Raw genomic sequence first — 18,704 nt, 5'->3', positions numbered from 1 at the left:
GAAGTTTTTATTTTTTCTACTGTCTACTATGATGGGAGCATATCAGAACTCGCCTGCTCTTTTTGTTTATTACTTCATAAATCTGTTGATTGTATCCTCAAGCTTGTCGCGAACATTCTGAGGCCATAACTGAAGGGGGGCCTGCTCTCCAGATGCTCCTGCAGCTTCCAGCGCCTTGTACACATCGATTTGACCGTAGCCAAAGTATTTATCGTATCCCGGGTCTCCCAGGTCGATGACACTGCTGCGCATCAGATCCATTACTTCTTCGTTAGACAGATCAGGATTATAGGAACGGATTAATCCCGCCAGTGCGGCAACATGAGGGCTTGCCATCGACGTTCCTGACAGGGCAGCATACTGATTGCCCGGATAGGTGCTGGCAATGCTTGCCCCGGGTGCCATGACATCCACGTAATCACCATAATTTGAGAAGTCCGCCCGGTTCATAGATGCATCCGTGGCAGAAACAGCAAATACTTCGGGATAGGCGGCCGGATAGCCAGGCCGTTCGGTATTGTCATTACCCGTCGCTGCAATCAGGACGACATCATGGTCATAAGCGTATTTGATCGCATCATGCAGGAATTCAGCATCTGCATAATTACCAAGGCTCATATTAATCACTTTTGCACCGTGATCGGTCGCCCAGATGATTCCCTCAGCTACGGCATAGCTTGTGCCCGACCCGGATTGGTCGAGTACTTTAACTGGCATGATTTTGTTATACCAGGTCATGCCTGCAACACCTTCATTATTATTCACCTTGGCAGATACGATTCCTGCAACATGGGTACCATGTCCGACATCATCGTAAGGCTCTGCTTCCCCATCAATAACGTTGTATCCCTCGACCAGCTGCCCTTCCAGATCAGGATGATCAAGATCTACGCCTGTATCAATAACAGCAACAATGACATCCTCACTGCCTTTGGACAATGTCCATCCCTTGTTTGTTTCGGTCGCAGGCAGGTTCCATTGATAACGAGAGAACAACAGGTCGTTCGGAATATTGTCAGCCAGCTCATTTTCAGGTACCGTTTCGTTGGTTAAATATAAATAGTGGGGCTCGGAATATACGGGATTCCATTTGTTCTTAAAATAAGCCTGCAACTTAGCAAAATCCATCTTTTTAGATCGAAAAACATACGCCTGGCCAACTTGATGCGTATGATCCAGATCAATATCTTTCTCGATCTGTTTAAGCTTCTCTGATGTCAATTTCTCATTGAATCTAACGACGATCTCATCTTCATAATAATGACTTGCGTTCTGATTATCGTGTCCTGTCTTGACGGTGATATCCTTTAAGGTGTTAGGAAGAACAGATTCTACGCTGTATTTGCCTTCTTTGGGATAAGGGATCATCCTTAGGTTCCGGCGCTGATGCTCTTCCACATCATTCAGGATATGCTGACTCATAACTGCGATAACCGCATGCTTGCCGTCAGAAGATGGTTCGCCAAGAACAAAATACTTATCCTTATTGAGCGTAAGCGAAGTGGATTCATACGATTTATGCTTCTGAAGAGCTTGCTTGGCGGAGTCAATACTTGCTTGAAGCTGTTTATTCTTCTGTAATGAATCCGTATTCTTCTGAATACTGAAGGATTGCTGCTTGTTTTGCTCCAGATCCATCCAGAGCAAGGTATGAATGTGACTATGAGTTTTTTCCAATTGATCCATATAAGCTGACAGTTCTTTACGATCTGAAGCCTTTAATTCCTCCAGCATTTTTTGAAGATGCATTTGGGCATCCATCCGGGATAAACGGTCAGTTGCTTGAACGTCCTGTGCTTTGATTCGTTGTTTGAGCAGCTGCTCCTGCTGTGGCTCATTAGGGGTCTGCTGCTGTTCAGCGGTATTCTCTTCCCCGGGAAGTAACAGGGTGGTCATCACCAGAACGGCAGCGGCGGCGCCAATCGCCCAATATGTCCAATTGCTTCTAGCCATTATTTTAGTACTCCTCCTGCTGTCTAATAGTAGTTATAGCGTGAGAAGATGAGGCAGTTTTTATACGAAATGATTTGCAGCTCTGACGAAAATGAACTGGGGAATGGAAATCGCAGTTATAGGGGTTATTTAAGTACCGCTCGTCACATTTTTATGGTAGGATAGTAGCTGAGAAATAATGGTCAGTAGATGCAGTTAAATCTTGGCCGGTCATAAGAAGTCTATATGAGGGACTTATTCTTTAAGGGGGAACTACCTTTATGTCAGCAAATGTGCAGAAGTTGTGTGAATCGGCACGAGAGAAATTGAAACCCGCAATTGAAAAACTGGAAACATTTCTAAACGAGAACTCACTTGCTCAGCTTGCCGCTGACCAGGATCAGGAGACGATTCCATTTTACAAAGGATTTCTTTCCGACCTTCGGCACCTGCTCGTCTTTTCTGAGGTATCGTATGAGAAGCTCGGAACAGCACTCCGTCGTGCGAATTTTGACGTTGATTTTGCGGAAAAAGCATTGTATAACCTTTATCATCAGGGAATTAACAGCTTCTTCTATCCAAAGAATGAATGCTACTCTGAGGATGGACGTTACGCATATACAGGTCAAGACGCCATTCGTTTTCGGATTAAGCCGGTAAGACCTGCTCGCGATATCATCATGGAAATTACGAAGACTTATGAAGAGCTGCGTGATGACCTGAACTATTACGAAAGTGATTATCTGACTCAGCGCAGAATGAAGAGCAGAGCTTAAGCGCTGCTGAGTCGATTTTTGAATACAAGTTATACCTTAGGGCCGTGTACACTACACGGCTTTTTTCATTTGCAAGCAAAAGGCAGCGTTGCATGATAATGCTGGAGTATAAGGGTCAGGCGATGAGGGTACCATACCATTTGAGGTGATAATAATGACTATACCCATCGTAAAATGCAGCGTATCAAACTGCAGTTATTGGGGAGAACAAAATGTTTGCAAAGCAGATCTGATTATGATTGACATTGATGCGCATGCCAGAAACCATCTCAAGGAAGAGTATGCTGGAGAAACATTTGATTCCGAACATCAAGATTATGCAAGCACTTCTTCAGCGACTTGTTGTCACACGTTTAAACCCAAGGCATAGTCAACCGAATCTTTGCGGCTTCATAACCTGACAGGCTTCTAATGCTTCGGAGGTGCGAAAAAATGGACAAACCGAACCAGGAAAACAAAGGAAAGGGAAATCGAGATCGTATCGATTTTCCTCGCAAAGAGCATCATGACCATCAGGAGGAGTACGCAGCTGAGATCAGCCCATCAGTAAGGGTTGATTCCACCGGGGAGACTTCTAGGGCTCGTGAGCGAGATGAAGACACAACGTCTAAACGAATAGGATATCTGGCTCTTGCCGTATCCATTGTGTCCTTGTTTTTATGGTCTTATGTGGTAGGTGTCATAGGTATCGTTCTCGGGTATTATGCCTTCAGCAAAGGGAGACGTACAGCTGGCGGCTGGGCAATGGGCATCGGGATTGCGGCTCTGGTGAGCTATGCGTTCCTAGTGATGTTCACTTACTATTAGAAAAGTAATGCAGGCAGCTCTTCGATTCATGCGGGGCTGCCTGATTAGTTTATTCACATGAGGAAAAACAAGACTTGGCATGCAGGATGGCAATTGTTACAATAGATCAATGGATAATGAATGAATTTTATTAAAATTTAGATATGGGTAGATAGTATATTGGAGGCCTGTTTACATATGCAAATCGATCCTGTAGGAAAATCGCTGTGGTATGATGTTTCCTTTTCTTCAGGAACCAATTCCAAATTGGCAGATTCTTCTGCAACTTCTGCGCCTGAATTCGCTGAGATATGGGCTGAAATTAAACGAGATCCATCAACGGATCGTCAAGAAGACAACAGCACTAACAGCTCTTATATGTCGTCAACGGACGGACTGCTGTGGATTAACCTCAGAACGGGTAAAGTATCCGGCGGTTCAAGCGATATGAATACAAACACGAATGTAAATGCAAGTGCCGTATCCGCTTCGAATTTAGGCATCGCATCTTCTTCATCGGATCAGCCTTCACAGCTTGGAAGAACGGCCTATGAGTCATTGATCAAGGAAGCCAGCGCTAAATACGGCGTACCTGTGTCCCTCATTAAAGCAGTTATTGATACAGAGTCCGGATTTAATTCGAACGCGGTATCGGGAGCCGGAGCTAAGGGCCTGATGCAGCTCATGGATGGAACCGCAGCAGGATTGGGTGTAACGAATCCATTCGATCCAGCACAAAATATCGATGCTGGAACAAGATATCTGTCATACCAGCTAGAACGGTTTGACGGTCAAGTGAAGCTTGCTCTCGCTGCTTACAATGCGGGCCCAGGCCGGGTAGGCCAGCTGCAGGTTAACACGGATGAGCAGCTGATGAATGTACTCCATTTATTGCCTAAGGAAACGCAGGACTATGTTGCTAAAATAGAAAAAGCAGAAGCAGGATACAGAGCATAAGCTGCTATTTATTTCAGTCCTTCTGCTTCATTAAAGTTATCGGATCTGAACAAAAGATCAACTTGGACAGTCGGTATGAGGCTTCGACTGGCTTGTCCATTTTTGATCTTTTTCACGTTTAAGAAAGGAGGCAGGTTGACAAAATATGCAATACTTTGATTATGCGGCTTCAGCTCCGCCATATGAAGATGTAATTCGAACCGTGTCAGAGGTAATGAAGCTGCATTATGGGAATGCCTCCTCAATTCATGCTTACGGAGAAAATGCAGGGCGACTATTGAATAAATCTCGTTTTGTTTGTGCTGAGACTTTGAATGTAAAACCGGATGAAATTATATTCACATCTGGTGCTACGGAGAGCAATAACCTTGCCATAAAAGGAGCGGCGCTGCGATACCAATCCAGAGGACGTCATATCATTACGACCAGGACGGAGCATGCCTCTGTGTATGAAAGCATCAGGTTTTTGTCCGAAATCGGGTATGATATTACTTATGTGCCGGTTGATGCGCTTGGCAGAGTAAAGACGGAGGATGTATTAAATGCGATCAGCAAAGAAACGATTCTGGTAAGTCTGATGCATGTCAATAATGAGACGGGAGCCGTGCATCCTGTCGTTGAAATTGGGCGGGCTCTTAAGCAGAACCACCCGAAAATTGTGTTCCATGTGGATGGGGTACAGGCTTATGGTAAAATCCCTGTTCAGTTAGCAGAGACGGGCATTGATCTGTACAGTATCTCGGGACATAAAATCCGTGGACCTAAAGGTGTGGGACTCTTATATATTCGGTCTGGACTGGAGCTGACGTCCTTAATGTCAGGCGGTTCTCAGGAGCAGGGGATGCGCGCAGGAACCGAGAACATTCCGCTGATCGTAGGCATGTCCAAAGCCATACGTCTTGCCGGGGAACGTCAATCCGAGCTGAAGGCACAATTGGAAAGACTGCAGCTCCTGCTTCTTGAAGAAATCAGACAGCATCCGGAGTGGGTACTCAACAGCTCGGAAGAAGGGGCCCCGCATATTGTGCATTTCTCTTATCCTGGCAAGAAGGCCGAAGTGATGCTGCACATGTTAGAGCAGCTGAATGTCATTGTTTCCACGCAATCGGCATGCTCGTCCAAACAAGCCATTCCAAGCCGGGTGCTGCTCGGTATGGGCAAGTCAGAGGAGATTGCTGACAGCGGAATTCGAATTAGTCTGGGAGATGAACACACAGAGCAAGATATATTACAGCTGATTCAAGCGATGAGACAGATGAAGGAAAGGCTTGCTTCTTTTGAAGGGTGGAATAGGTAAACCGATGAAATATGATATGCTATTGCTCCGTTTTGGAGAGTTTACACTGAAAGGTAAGAACCGAAAGCGGTTTGAGAGAACTGTTATTAAACATGTAAAGTCCAAATTAAAGGCCTATCCGGGAACCTCAATAATTGAGGAATATGGGAGAATGTACGTAGACCTGGGTGGGAATGATCATCATGCTATAACAGATAGTTTACGCAAAGTATTCGGAATTGTCTCCATTAGTCCGGTTAAGGTAACCCCTTCTGTAGCAGATGAGATCGTGGCAGCCTCCCTTGGTTTTATGGAGGAGCTCAATCCGCAGCAAGGAACGACCTTCAAGGTAAATGCGAGAAGGGTCTGGAAAGCGTTCGAGCATTCTTCTCATGAAACGAACCATTTGGTGGGAGCTCCGATCTTAAGACAATTCAGTGCACTTAAAGTGGATGTGAGAAATCCGGATATTGAGCTTAAGGTTGAGATTCGCGAGGCAAGAACTTATTTGTATTATGAATCCGTTCCTGCCGTCGGAGGTTTCCCTCGCGGTTCTAATGGCAAAGCCATGATGCTGCTATCAGGGGGAATTGATTCACCTGTTGCCGCCTGGTCTTCCATGCGCCGGGGACTAGAGCTGGAGATGGTTCATTTCTTCAGCTTCCCGTTTACAAGTCAAAAAGCAAAAGATAAAGTTATCGAGCTGGCAAGGATTCTAGCTGATCATGCCGGTGAAGTGAAGCTTCATCTGGTTCCTTTTACTGAGGTTCAAACCTCCTTTACGAAAACGGGGCAGGATAATTTGATGATTACGCTAATGCGCCGTTCCATGCTTCGAATCGCAACTCAGCTGGCCGAACGGGAAGGGGCACTCGCTATTGTAAGTGGAGATAGTCTTGGACAGGTAGCGAGCCAGACGCTTGGAAGCATGAATGTCATTGGGAGAGCGACTGATCTACCATTGTTAAGACCGCTTGTCATGATGGATAAGAGTGAAATTGTAAAGATTGCTGAGGACATTGGTACGTACGCAACTTCCATTTTACCTTATGAAGATTGCTGCACCTTGTTTGTACCCAAGTCACCGACAACGAACCCGAATTTGCGGATTGTCGAAAAGATTGAAGCGTCTATTCCGGAGCTTCCTGAATTCATTGCGAGGGCAGTGGAGCAGACTGAGACACTGGTACTGCGCAGTAACGACGACACAGCTATGCCTGATTCGATACAGGAAGACTGGTTCTAAGGGTCCTCAAGTTCTAAGATAAGGTGTAATATCAATAATAAAACGAAAAGGCTTATCGCTGATATTATCAGTGATAAGCCTTTTTTTGTTCTTGCGATTCCCTTTGATGATAGAAGCTTGTCCAGAACTAATGTCTTCTGTTATCTTTGCTTGTTCTCATCTTATGAATAGGAATGTTCTCTCTTCATATTCTGCTGTTTCCGATAACCAGCGAACAGAACACCGCCGATGACAAGAACAATAAATAGGATCCGCAGAACGGGATGAGAGATAAAGAAGGTCTCAAATCTTCGTTCTTCTGTAATCATATTCGAGGCGGTATAAGCGAGTACAGCAGCGCCTATATACATGACCCAAGGGAAACGATCAATGAGCTTGATAAACAAGGTGCTGCCCCATACGATGACAGGAACACTGATCAGCAGACCCAAAATAACGAGAATCAGATTCTGCTCTGCTGCCCCAGCAACAGCGATTACATTATCAATCCCCATGGCCGCATCAGCGATGATAATGGTACGTACAGCCGACCATAACGAGCTGCCGGCTTTGATATCACTATGTTCATCGGCACCTTGATCAGCCAAAAGCTTGTAGGCAATGCCCACGAGCAGCAGCCCGGCAACCAGCAGCAGCCATGGAATTTGCAGCAGCCACAGCACGATGATTGTCGCCAAGATCCGAATCAGAACCGCGCCGCCAGTACCATAGACAATGGCTTTCTTCTGTACACTTTGCGGCAAATTACGGGCAGCGAGTCCAATGACGATTGCATTATCCCCCGCAAGGATTAAATCGATAAAAACAATTTGTAGCAAGCTGATTAAAAACTGACCGATATCCAATTCTTGTCACTCCTTTACTCTAACCATGATTCCGAATCCTCCGATTGCATAAATCGGAGTTCATTATATTCCTCTGATATCGCAGCGTCAAGCATAGCTCGGACAACCTGGGCATACATCTAGTGTATGGAGGTGTTTACCCTGTTCATGGACGATGTTTGGCTTATACTGCAGATACTGATGATTAACCTTGTTTTAAGCGGCGATAACGCAGTTGTCATTGCAATGGCCAGCCGCAATTTGCCTGAGCAGAGCCGGAATCGAGCAGTATGGTGGGGAGCATTTGGTGCGGTTTTGTTAAGATGTATTTTAACCTTTATCGCGGTGCTCATACTCGGCATTCCGTTTATACAAGCGGCTGGCGGACTTATGCTACTGTATATTGCGTTTAAATTGTTGTCTGAAGAAGACGGGAATGTGAACGTCAAACAATCTACAACCTTATGGAGTGCGGTATATACGATACTCGTTGCAGACTTTGTCATGAGTCTAGACAATGTGCTGGCCATAGCTGCAATCGCAGACGGTGATCTGGCGCTCATCGTGATCGGTATCGCGATCAGCATCCCTATTGTTGTATGGGGCAGCGGAATTATTGTTAAGCTGCTTCACCGCTTTCCGATATTGGTCTTTGCCGGTTCAGCTATTTTAGCTTATACCTCCGGAGAGATGGTCCTTCGTGATCCGAAGCTGGGGTTATGGCTGCAGGAGATTTTTGCAGGCTATGAGGCCTTGCTGCCCGCACTGTGTGTTATTTTGGTTATGCTCGGAGGTGCATTTCTCAAAGTGTTAAGATATCGGATAGATACATAAATGAATGATAAAAGAATGACGAACCGGCAATCGCGATGGACTGCCGGTTTTTTGTATTGTTAAGAGAAAGTGTGGAAGAGGCTGGAAATGTAATGTTCTTATCAAATATGAAGCATGACAGTAGTTTTTTGCAAAAACATCGGATAAACTAGAAATATATACGCTAATACAGTTCCTAGTGAACGTAGATCTTGAACTACCTTGGATAGAAGCAGAGATCATCATACAAACGGGGTGAAGTGTGAAGTGAAAGGAAGAAACGAAAGGTTGGTTGGCATCTTTATCGTCATTGCCGGTCTTGTCATCTTACTTGGTCAATTGGGCTTTTTCAGCTTTCTTGGACGAAATTTCTGGCCGCTGATTTTAATCATTCCAGGAATCCTTCTCCATCTTTTTTACTTCTTCAGAAATACGAGTGCCGTTATTTTGGTGCCGGCAGGAATTTTGACGGTGTATGGTATTTTCTTCCTTATATGCAGCATTTGGGGATGGCATTTGACCGCATCTCTATGGCCTGTCTTTATAACAGGGGTTGCGCTGGGATTGTTCGAATATGCTTTATTTGAATACCCGCGGCCTGCAGTGATCTACCGGACATCCATTATTTTGCTTGCTGTATCGATCGTGCTCTTGTTCATAACCATGCTCACAACCGGATTTATATATGTCATTGCTGCTATACTGATCTTCGTGGGAATTTGGCTAATCTTCGGAAGACCTAAACCGACCCGGCGGCGCTTTAGATAAGCTACTTGATTTTTAACATTTTTCGTCTATAATATAAGGGATATATGTGCGTCGGAGTTATCACCCGGCGCTTCTTTTGTGAGTAGGTCGTTATATATGACAAGAATCAAACTTCATGGCTACATTATCATGAACTTGATTCAAGAATCAAACTTCATGACTTCATAACATGAATTTTGATTCGAGAATCAAACCTCATGGCTTTGCACCATGAATTTGATTCAAATAGAAATGATTTTGGAAAGGATATGGATATAAACCATGCATGTAAGAGAGAATATTCGCAATATTGCGATCATTGCCCACGTTGACCACGGCAAAACAACACTTGTAGACAAACTGCTTCAACAATCCGGAACCTTCCGCGAACATGAGGCCGTACAAGAACGCGCCATGGACTCCAATGATCTGGAACGTGAACGCGGGATTACGATCCTTGCCAAAAATACTGCGATCAATTATAAAGATTTCCTTATCAACATTGTGGATACACCAGGACACGCCGACTTTGGCGGCGAAGTAGAACGGATTATGAAAATGGTTGACGGCGTATTGCTCGTTGTTGATGCGTATGAAGGCTGCATGCCGCAAACTAAGTTTGTATTGCGCAAAGCTCTGGAGCATAACCTGACGCCAATCGTTGTTGTTAACAAAATTGACCGCCCGGCAGCTCGTCCGGCTGAGGTTATTGATGAAGTGCTTGACCTGTTCATCGAGCTTGGCGCTAATGATGAGCAGCTTGACTTCCCGGTTGTATATGCTTCTGCACTTAACGGTACTTCAAGCATGGATCCTGAGAAACAAGATGATAACATGATGAGTCTGTATGAGACGATTGTAGAACACATTCCTCATCCGACAGAAAGTGTTGACGAGCCGCTGCAGTTCCTCGTAACACTGATGGATTACAATGAATATCTAGGTCGTATTGCCATTGGACGCGTAAACAGAGGCGTTATTCGTCAAGGACAGGCTGTAACAGTTATCCAACGTGATGGATCCTTTAAATCTGCACGCATTGAGAAATTATTCGGATTCCAAGGGCTGAAGCGCGTAGAAGTAGCTGAGGCGGGTGCAGGCGATATCGTTGCTATTGCAGGTATTAAGGATATTAATATTGGTGAAACGATTGCGGATCCAGCTAACCCTGAAGCGCTGCCGGTTCTTAAGATTGATGAGCCAACGCTTCAAATGACTTTCCTTGTGAATAACAGTCCTTTTGCTGGACGCGAAGGTAAATGGGTAACGTCCCGTAGACTTCGTGACCGTCTGTTCAAAGAGCTTGAAACGGACGTAAGTCTTCGCGTCGAAGAAACAGACAGCCCGGATGCTTATGTTGTATCTGGCCGTGGTGAGCTTCACCTAGGTATCTTGATTGAGAACATGCGCCGTGAAGGCTATGAGCTTGCGGTATCCAAACCGGAAGTTATCATTAAAGAGATTGATGGTAAGAAAATGGAGCCGATTGAGCGCCTAATGATCGATATTCCTGAAGAGAGCATGGGTGCGGTCATGGAGAGCCTGGGTTCCCGTAAAGCCGAAATGGTCAATATGATCAATTCTGGTAACGGCCAGGTTCGTCTTGAGTTCCTGATCCCTGCACGCGGCTTGATTGGATATCGTACGAACTTCTTGACACTTACTCGCGGCTATGGCGTAATGAACAATGCATTTGACAGCTATGGTCCACTCGTAGGCGGCCAAGTTGGCGGACGTCATCAGGGCGTTCTCGTATCCAGTGAGAATGGTACATCAACCTTCTATGGTATGATTGGTGTTGAAGACCGCGGTATGTTATTCCTTGATGTGGGTACGGAAGTTTATGAAGGAATGATCGTTGGTGAACACAATCGTGACAATGACATCGTTGTAAACATCTGTAAGGAGAAACAATTGACTAACGTTCGTTCCGCAACCAAGGACGATACAGTGAAGATGAAGACTCCTATAATCTTCTCCTTGGAGCAAGCTCTGGAGTACTTAAATGATGATGAACTGTGTGAGATCACACCGAAGTCCGTTCGTCTTCGTAAGAAGCTCCTGAATAAGAGTGAGCGTGAGCGTGCAGAGAAGCATCGCAAAATGTCCCAAGCTAATCTATAATATGTAAATAATACGCTTGGAAAAGAGAGCATGAACTTGAAAGGAGCTGAACGCCGCCATGCAGGCATGGTTTGCGTCACACCCGATCGTAAGTTATGTGGTTATATTTGTACTGATTACTTATGTCTACAATAAGGTATTTCGCCCGCAGCAGAAAATGCCATTACTCAAGGAGATATTACTGTACATTTTGATGGCCATCGGCTCCTTCATGCTGCTCGTTTTCCAAATTGATAAATTGCCGATTATTCAATGCTTGCTTGTCGCAGTAGCACTGATGCTGCTGGTCAGAATCCGTTATTTTGTGGAAGCAAGGCAGAAGAAAAAAGCGGAGTCTTCTGGAGAGACTAGTAAGATGTAGCTTTAGTAAAGACAACTTCATATGCGCACATTAGAGAGACCGCCCTAATCAGCGGTCTTTCCGTTCTTCTTGGAGCTGTAAAACATATTGTCATTTTGGATGATATGTCCAGATTTGAAATGCGCCAGCGGTGGCGGTAATATGTAAGAGCAACCATAGAAATGTATAAAGGTGTTGAGTTTATAATATGAGTATGGGATCTAATGGATTGCCTCCACGGAATAGAGGCGGCAAGAACAACGAGAACAATGCAGCGCAGACAACGCCCAAGCAGAAAGTGAAAGTGAAGAAGAAGAGTCCAGTAAAGACATTTATGAAGTTGGTATTATCCCTCATTGTTATAGGATTGATCGCAGGTATAGGCTATTTGTACATGGTATTTAATGATGTGATCGACACAGGGAACAACGACCCCGTAGCAGCTGAAGATTCAGCCAAGGTGAAGCCGCAGACGATGCTGATCTTAGGAACAGACTATCGAGAGGAGACAGGTACTCATCTGTCTGACGTGGTGATGGTAGCCTCACTGCATCCGGAGACGAAATCTGCGACCATAGTATCACTGCCGCGTGACACGCTGGTTCAGCTCGAAGGTTATACGGAGAGGAAGCTGAATGAGTTCTATCCTCGCTTTAGAGCTGCGGCGAATGAATCAGGTATTTCAGCTGAGGAAGAAATGCGGGTTATGCTCGGCAAATACTTGGATGTGGACATTAATTACGTCACCGTGCTGAACTTCAAGGCGTTTGAAGAGATCGTGGATGCCTTGGGCGGAGTCGATGTGAATGTGAATCAGAACATGTGCTATAGGGATACCGCGGATGATACCGATATTAATCTCACTGCGGGTCAACAGACCTTGAACGGAGAAGATGCACTAGGCTATGTACGCTACCGTAAATCAAACTGTGATCCCAAAACGCCGGCTTCCGACGATTTCTCCCGTAACCAGCGTCAAAGCGAAGTTCTTCACTCGCTGATGGATCAAATGAAGTCTCTTGGCGGTGTCACGAAGATTGGTAAAGTCGTGGGTGCTGTCGATGACAATATGACGACAACGGTAGAAAGTGATCAGGTTAAGAATTTCATTTCAACCTATTGGAACCTTCCAAAAGAAAGTGTAAACTTTGTGCCGGTGACAGGAACATGGAACAGCCCCTATGTATATATTAATCAAGGGGAGTTAGACCAAGCGAAGCAAGCACTAGCCAAAGAGCTGGCAGGCGAGCATACATCTGCAGCTGCTGAAGCTTCGGAGAAATAAAGCATCTGCAAAATATCTGTTCAAACCATGGAGAAGTAGTGATATAATGTGGATGTATCCCATAGATGGAAATTCATTAGCGGAGGTCCTGTCTATGTCCAATTATGCTAATCGAATGGAATATCGCTCTCTTCATATGAATATGCTGACAAATGCACTGTTTTGTCATGAATACAAGCCCGGTGAACGCTGTTCACTGGGCTTTTTGTATTTCATGTGATGAACGATCATATTCCACGGATATTTTCAGGAAATTGTACAATTATTTGCTCCCGGTCGAATACATTTAGATATGGGATACACGATTGTCCTTATCGCTGCCCATAGCTTGCCCTAGCTGTGCTTAAAAGACGCCGCCTTGGAGGGGATACCAATGAAAAAAATTTTTGTGTTGGATACGAATGTGCTGCTTCATGATCCGGGCGCCATTTATGCTTTTGACGAGCATGAAGTTGTCATTCCTGCCGTAGTGCTGGAGGAAATCGACTCCAAAAAGCGTAATGCAGATGAAATAGGGAGAAATGCGAGATATGTCTCGCGTTCATTAGATGGATTAAGGGAGCAGGGACATTTGCACAGCGGAGTACCATTACCGAATGGCGGAAACTTAAAGGTTGAACTAAATCACCGCAGTTTCATAAGAGTACAGGAGATGTTTGGCGAAGTAACGAATGACAATCGTATACTGGCCGTTGCACTCAATTATCAGCTGGAGCAGGAGGATAAGGAGGAGCCGCGGGATATTGTATTAGTTAGCAAGGATGTACTCGTTCGTATCAAGGCAGATGTACTAGGCCTCAATACACAGGATTATTTGTCTGATCGTACTGCAGATCCAAGTGAATTATATCCGGGGTATACTGCGATTAGAGTCCATCCTTCCGTAATTGATGAATTTTATACGTATCGTTTTCTGCCAATTAAGCCATTGCAGCTAACCTATAATCTGTATCCGCACGAATTTATTATATTAAAGGACGAGATGGGCACGGGAAAATCAGCCCTCCTTAAGGTGAATCAGGAGGCTACCAAGCTGGAGCCTCTATATCTCAGCAATGATCCGGTCTGGGGGATTGTCGCACGTAATGCACAACAGAGAATGGCATTAGAGCTGCTCTTAAATGATGATATACCCTTGGTGACAATTACAGGTAAAGCCGGGACAGGGAAAACACTGCTTGCCCTTGCCGCAGGACTTCTAAAGGTTGAGGATGAGCATAAATACAAAAAGCTTCTTATAGCAAGACCCGTGGTTCCGATGGGTAAGGACATTGGTTACCTTCCAGGAGAAAAAGAAGAGAAGCTTCGCCCTTGGATGCAGCCGATCTATGATAATCTGGAATTTTTGTTCGATACAAAAAAAGCGGGGGACATCGATAAAATACTCATGGGACTCGGCAGTATTCAAGTAGAAGCACTCACTTATATCCGGGGCAGATCGATTCCTGGACAGTTTATCATTATTGATGAGGCTCAGAATCTATCGAAGCATGAAGTAAAGACCATTGTCTCTCGTGTAGGTGAAGGAAGCAAGATCATTCTGATGGGTGATCCAGAGCAAATAGACCATCCATATCTTGACTCAGCAAGCAACGGCTTAACATATATTGTGGAGCGATTCCGTCAGGAAGGGATCAGCGGACACATTATGCTGGAAAAAGGCGAACGCTCCAAGCTCGCTCAACTGGCAGCAGATCTTTTGTAGGCCATTTATTTCCCGGAAAATGAAAAAAAGCGAAAAAGAACCGGATGCTATGGTCATAACCCTGTCAAGTAGACAAGAAAAAAGAGACACTATTATGCTGCGACCGTTTCTCGGTATTCCACCGGGGAACGGTCGTTTAGTTTCTTCTGAAAGCGTTCGTGGTTATAAAATGAAACGTATTCTTGGATAGCCTGTTCCAAGTCAGAAACCGATTCTAGATGTGTTAAATATATTTTTTCGGTTTTCAGATGTGAAAAGAACGATTCAATACAGGCATTGTCAAAGCAGTTTCCACGTCTAGAATGGCTGCCGACGATTCCCAGCTTGGTAAGTTTACTGTTAAACGGCTTTGAGGTGTATTGAAATCCCTGATCAGAATGCAGGAGGACACCTGTTAGATCTGTTTTCTCACAGAGCATGTCTACTGTTTTTGTGACAAGCAAGAGATCATTTCGCTCGGACAGATGCCAAGCCACAACCTCGTTGTTAAATAAATCCTGGATTGCGGAGAGATACACAAAACGCTCTCCCACACGAATGTATGTAATGTCAGTGACTAGTTTACGTAGCGGTGCCTCAGCATGGAATTGACGTTCCAGCCGATTGGGATGAACCACCGAAGCTTGCTTGCCGAAAAAGCGTCGTTTCTTCCGGATCACAGAGCGAATCCCCAGCTTCTTCATAAGTCGGTAAACGCGTTTGTGGTTAACGTGTAGCCCTTCTCGTTTCAAAGCCACCGTCATACGCAAGTAGCCAAAATACGGGTGCAGTCGGTGTATGGCCATGATATGCTCTTCCAGCAACTTCTCTTGCAGCATAAGGGATTTCAAATGGCTTCCCCTTTTACGCCATTTGTAGTAGCCTGCGCGTGAGACTTCCGCTAATTTTAGGAGCCATCCTAATGGATATTTCAGCCGCATCTCCTCAACGATTTCATACCGACTCGATTTACTCGTCACTCCCCGTGTAGATTTGGATACCGCTTTTTTAAGTACTCGATCTCAGCTCTCAAATATGCCATTTCTTCTTCTATTGCTTGTAAACTTCGATTTCGGTCGTCCTTTACGAGGTGCCTCTTGCTTAAATGGCTGGCCTTCACGGTACCGCTTTACCCACACTACTACCTGTGACTTATTTCGAATTCCAAGTTGTCTGGCCACCTCTCTGTACGATATATTTCCCTCGGTAACCAGTCTAACGGCTTGCATTTTTAACTCTTCAGGATAACTGTTATTAATACGGCCTGTTTTCCCCACAAAAAATCCCCTCCGGTCTCCAACGTTTAAGTCCATCTTACCAGATGTCTTTTTTACGTTGTCTACCATGAGGGGATAATACCAGCTATTCCGGTTCTTTTCTTTGACTAGCTAATCACTAGATTGAAATGAGAGAGAAGTTAATAGGACAAGCGGACTATACATTTGGTACAATAATGGGGTGAGGTTGGATATGTCTAGGGGAGGTACAGAAGCTGTGAAGCGAAGAAACCACTGGATACTATTTGTTATATTATTGCTGTCATTAACCATATTGTCGCCAAGCCTTGATATATCACGAGACCCGGTAACGGATGAGAACGATCAGAGCACAGATCCGTTATATCGTCCAGCTCCACCAGATCCACAGGAGCAGCAGCCATTGAAGATCGCAGTATCGATGCAGGAGCAGGAGTTTGCCGTTTTTCAGCGCCTCGCTGTAGAGATCGGAAATAGGATTGGCAGCGATATCGAAGTACATAACATGGAAGAAACAGATGCAAGCGAGGAGTATGAAGCGATCCGCAAAAGCTTTGTGTTAGGTGATAGTGCAGACATTACCTTGTTGAATAATCGTTATGTTCGACTGTTTGCCATGCAAGGCTATTTGAGACCGATTACAGGGAATGATCTGAACGGAATGGCAGCCGATCCTTTCCCACAGGTAATGACGGTGAATGAATGGAATGGGTATCGCTGGGCTGTTCCTCTCGATATAGATCCATATCTCTATGCTGAGGCCCGCAGCGACAACGCGACGTCACCGCCATTGCAATCAATGAGCACAGATGAGGATTGGATGAACCGAATGACAACTTGGGCTGAAACGGACGATAAGCCATTCTTCTTGGATGTGGAGGATCCGCTGGCGTTTGCCTCCTGGCTTGAATTTCGCGGAATTATTCGTCAAACGGAGGAGCTCTTCAATGCTGCTGAGCAGAACGAACAGCTGCAGTCTAGGATGCAGGAGCTGGAGATCCTGCTTCCGTATATTGAGACAGACTTCAAGGACTCCGCCTCCGGTCAACTGAACTGGACGTCTGGAATTGTGAAGCTGTCTGATATGCTGCCGGAGTATCGTGGAGAACTCACCGAGTACATTAACAATGATGTGGAAACTCAGGCACTTACCGTGACGGGTCGCAGCTTCGCCCTCTCCTCTCGAACAGGACAAACAGAACTGGCTACGGAATGGATTAAGGCAATGACATCCCCTGAATCTGTACAAGACTGGTTTGAAGAAACAGGGAATCTGCCTATATATAGATCGCTTTATGATGAGCTGGAGATGCGGGACATTACAAGAGCGGTTCCTGTTCAGGCTCTGGAACAAAGTCTCGAGGCTGCTTATCGTGATAACTCGCTGGATGGGGATATGCTGAATCGTGCACAGCCTCTAATCACACAGTTTTTGCGTGGTGATATTTCGGCTGAAGCTTATTATTCGCGTGTTCAATCCTTCATCTCAGAGCAGGAGGGCGAAGCGGTGCCAAAATGAGTCTGTGCAGAATCCGCAGTAATGATAGGTGCATGTTATCTCAGGGCTAACTCCAGCGTTACTTCCAGCGTCTGATCCTCTGTCGAGACATCGGTTGCCTTAATGAAAGACATTAGCTTTTGCGGGTAAAATCCGAGATCAAATTCCTGCTGAAGCATGCTCCGTGTTGTATCCGGAAGTTCAAATCCGTTAAATACGAGCTTGTCTACATGAAACAGAAGGGCGTTAGCCGGCTCATCAATGACGGTGTAATGACCTTGTACTGCAAGCTCAAGATTGTCTCTTTTCCCACTGGCAATAATATAATCATCCGTAAATTCAAAAGCAAAATCGTTGAAAATTTCATTCTCTGATCTCAGAAAATCGTTCAATTGCTCTTCACTAATCCTGATCGAATAGGTTCGGCCATTGGTCGATAGAATGCCCTTCTCCTGCTGAACAAATGAGGGCAGATTATTCATAGCGGAGGCAAGTGCGCCGAAGTAACGTTTCACCTCATGAATGCCTACATTGCTCCAGTAAGTATTCAGCTCCTCAATCAGCTTCTCCATCAGTTCCCGATTATCACTGCTTGCCAGTGTATTCTCAACCTCCTGCTCCAGCGTAAGCACTCTCTCCCGTTGATCCTGCAAATTTTGTTTAAGCAGGCTTAGCTCCGCATCATTCTGATTCAATCTAACTGTCATTTCCTCAAATTCCTGCTGTCTCGAATGATATGCATGAAGTACTTCTTGATCTCTGCCTATTATAATTTCATAATAGCTTGCCAGAATTTGAATAGAGCGCAGCGACTTTGCCTTCAAAAAAACTTGCAGCAGTTGATCACGTTCCCCCATATAATAGGATCTCACAATAGAGGCTGCACGGTCCTGATGAGCTTCCATTTCTTCCTTATGTACAGACATTTGGGCTTCTAATGACACCCTGCTGTCTTCAATTTGCTGTTGCTGCACTTCTATGCGCTCAATTTCGTGATCAATTTCGACGATAGACAGGCTGTTCTGCAGAACATCTCTCGTAGTCTCGTCCATAGCAGGTTCAGCATGAATAGGGGAGATATGGAGCAAGATCAGTAGAATAGAGCAGCAGACGATCACATAATATGTAGAACGATTTCTCATCTCATATATTTCCTCCCT

16 protein-coding genes and 1 pseudogene are annotated in these 18,704 nt (G+C 45.0%); 13 read left to right on the top strand and 4 right to left on the bottom strand.

Annotation, left to right across the window (positions count from 1 at the left end; translation table 11 throughout):
• Positions 1-69: 69 nt before the first annotated feature.
• Entirely contained in the window at positions 70-1,953 is a 1,884-nt protein-coding gene (locus PUW25_RS18665) for a S8 family peptidase (RefSeq protein ID WP_047910836.1), read from the bottom strand.
• Positions 1,954-2,213: 260 nt separating this feature from the next.
• Between PUW25_RS18665 and PUW25_RS18660 the strand changes: the two genes are divergently transcribed.
• The 6 genes from PUW25_RS18660 to thiI all read left to right on the top strand — a co-directional run bounded on the left by PUW25_RS18660 (position 2,214) and on the right by thiI (position 6,973).
• On the top strand, positions 2,214-2,708 hold the full coding sequence (locus PUW25_RS18660) for a YpuI family protein (protein WP_047910837.1): 495 nt from the start codon (positions 2,214-2,216) through the stop codon (positions 2,706-2,708).
• Between the two features lie 154 nt (positions 2,709-2,862).
• A complete protein-coding gene (locus tag PUW25_RS18655; protein WP_081872296.1) occupies positions 2,863-3,078 on the top strand; it encodes a DUF1540 domain-containing protein in 216 nt (71 codons plus the stop codon).
• Between the two features lie 62 nt (positions 3,079-3,140).
• Positions 3,141-3,515 carry a protein-disulfide reductase DsbD gene (locus tag PUW25_RS18650; RefSeq protein ID WP_047910838.1) on the top strand — a complete coding sequence of 125 codons (375 nt, stop codon included), beginning with the start codon at positions 3,141-3,143 and terminating at the stop codon, positions 3,513-3,515.
• Between the two features lie 177 nt (positions 3,516-3,692).
• Complete coding sequence (locus PUW25_RS18645) at positions 3,693-4,451, top strand: lytic transglycosylase domain-containing protein (protein ID WP_047910839.1); 759 nt, start codon at positions 3,693-3,695, stop codon at positions 4,449-4,451.
• A 145-nt stretch (positions 4,452-4,596) separates the two neighbouring features.
• Positions 4,597-5,748, top strand: coding sequence for a cysteine desulfurase family protein (locus tag PUW25_RS18640; RefSeq protein WP_047910840.1), 1,152 nt, complete (start codon positions 4,597-4,599; stop codon positions 5,746-5,748).
• A gap of 4 nt (positions 5,749-5,752) precedes the next feature.
• Positions 5,753-6,973, top strand: coding sequence for a tRNA uracil 4-sulfurtransferase ThiI (thiI, locus tag PUW25_RS18635; RefSeq protein WP_047910841.1), 1,221 nt, complete (start codon positions 5,753-5,755; stop codon positions 6,971-6,973).
• A gap of 161 nt (positions 6,974-7,134) precedes the next feature.
• On the opposite strand, the gene PUW25_RS18630 is transcribed toward thiI, so the two are convergent.
• Positions 7,135-7,818: a TerC family protein gene (locus PUW25_RS18630; protein ID WP_047910842.1), complete on the bottom strand. Its 684-nt coding sequence runs from the start codon at positions 7,816-7,818 to the stop codon at positions 7,135-7,137.
• Positions 7,819-7,965: 147 nt separating this feature from the next.
• On the opposite strand from PUW25_RS18630, the gene PUW25_RS18625 reads away from it, so the two are divergent.
• The 6 genes from PUW25_RS18625 to PUW25_RS18600 all read left to right on the top strand — a co-directional run bounded on the left by PUW25_RS18625 (position 7,966) and on the right by PUW25_RS18600 (position 14,811).
• Complete coding sequence (locus tag PUW25_RS18625) at positions 7,966-8,631, top strand: TerC family protein (RefSeq protein ID WP_047910843.1); 666 nt, start codon at positions 7,966-7,968, stop codon at positions 8,629-8,631.
• A 246-nt stretch (positions 8,632-8,877) separates the two neighbouring features.
• Entirely contained in the window at positions 8,878-9,378 is a 501-nt protein-coding gene (locus tag PUW25_RS18620; protein ID WP_047910844.1) for a LiaI-LiaF-like domain-containing protein, read from the top strand.
• Between the two features lie 261 nt (positions 9,379-9,639).
• Complete coding sequence (typA, locus tag PUW25_RS18615) at positions 9,640-11,481, top strand: translational GTPase TypA (RefSeq protein WP_047910845.1); 1,842 nt, start codon at positions 9,640-9,642, stop codon at positions 11,479-11,481.
• 58 nt (positions 11,482-11,539) lie between these two features.
• The gene (locus PUW25_RS18610; protein ID WP_047910846.1) at positions 11,540-11,842 is read left to right on the top strand and encodes a YlaH-like family protein; all 303 of its coding nucleotides are present in this window, start codon (positions 11,540-11,542) and stop codon (positions 11,840-11,842) included.
• 187 nt (positions 11,843-12,029) lie between these two features.
• Positions 12,030-13,106, top strand: a complete 1,077-nt coding sequence (locus tag PUW25_RS18605; RefSeq protein ID WP_047910847.1) for an LCP family protein — start codon at positions 12,030-12,032, stop codon at positions 13,104-13,106.
• A 373-nt stretch (positions 13,107-13,479) separates the two neighbouring features.
• Positions 13,480-14,811, top strand: a complete 1,332-nt coding sequence (locus tag PUW25_RS18600) for a PhoH family protein (protein ID WP_047910848.1) — start codon at positions 13,480-13,482, stop codon at positions 14,809-14,811.
• Positions 14,812-14,903: 92 nt separating this feature from the next.
• On the opposite strand, the pseudogene PUW25_RS18595 reads toward PUW25_RS18600, so the two are convergent.
• Positions 14,904-16,067 (bottom strand): annotated as a pseudogene (locus tag PUW25_RS18595) (IS3 family transposase).
• A 217-nt stretch (positions 16,068-16,284) separates the two neighbouring features.
• Here PUW25_RS18595 and PUW25_RS18590 point away from each other — a divergent pair.
• Complete coding sequence (locus PUW25_RS18590; protein WP_047910850.1) at positions 16,285-17,565, top strand: type 2 periplasmic-binding domain-containing protein; 1,281 nt, start codon at positions 16,285-16,287, stop codon at positions 17,563-17,565.
• A 35-nt stretch (positions 17,566-17,600) separates the two neighbouring features.
• Here the strand turns inward: PUW25_RS18590 and PUW25_RS18585 are convergent, their stop codons facing one another.
• Positions 17,601-18,686 (bottom strand): hypothetical protein, encoded by a 1,086-nt coding sequence (locus tag PUW25_RS18585; RefSeq protein WP_274338427.1) that lies wholly within the window; start codon positions 18,684-18,686, stop codon positions 17,601-17,603.
• Positions 18,687-18,704 lie beyond the last annotated feature (18 nt).

The organism is Paenibacillus urinalis, from assembly GCF_028747985.1.
Lineage (GTDB): Bacteria > Bacillota > Bacilli > Paenibacillales > Paenibacillaceae > Paenibacillus > Paenibacillus urinalis.
The sequence above is the reverse complement of the archived record's forward strand: the minus strand, read 5'-3'. Positions and strand labels throughout refer to the sequence as shown.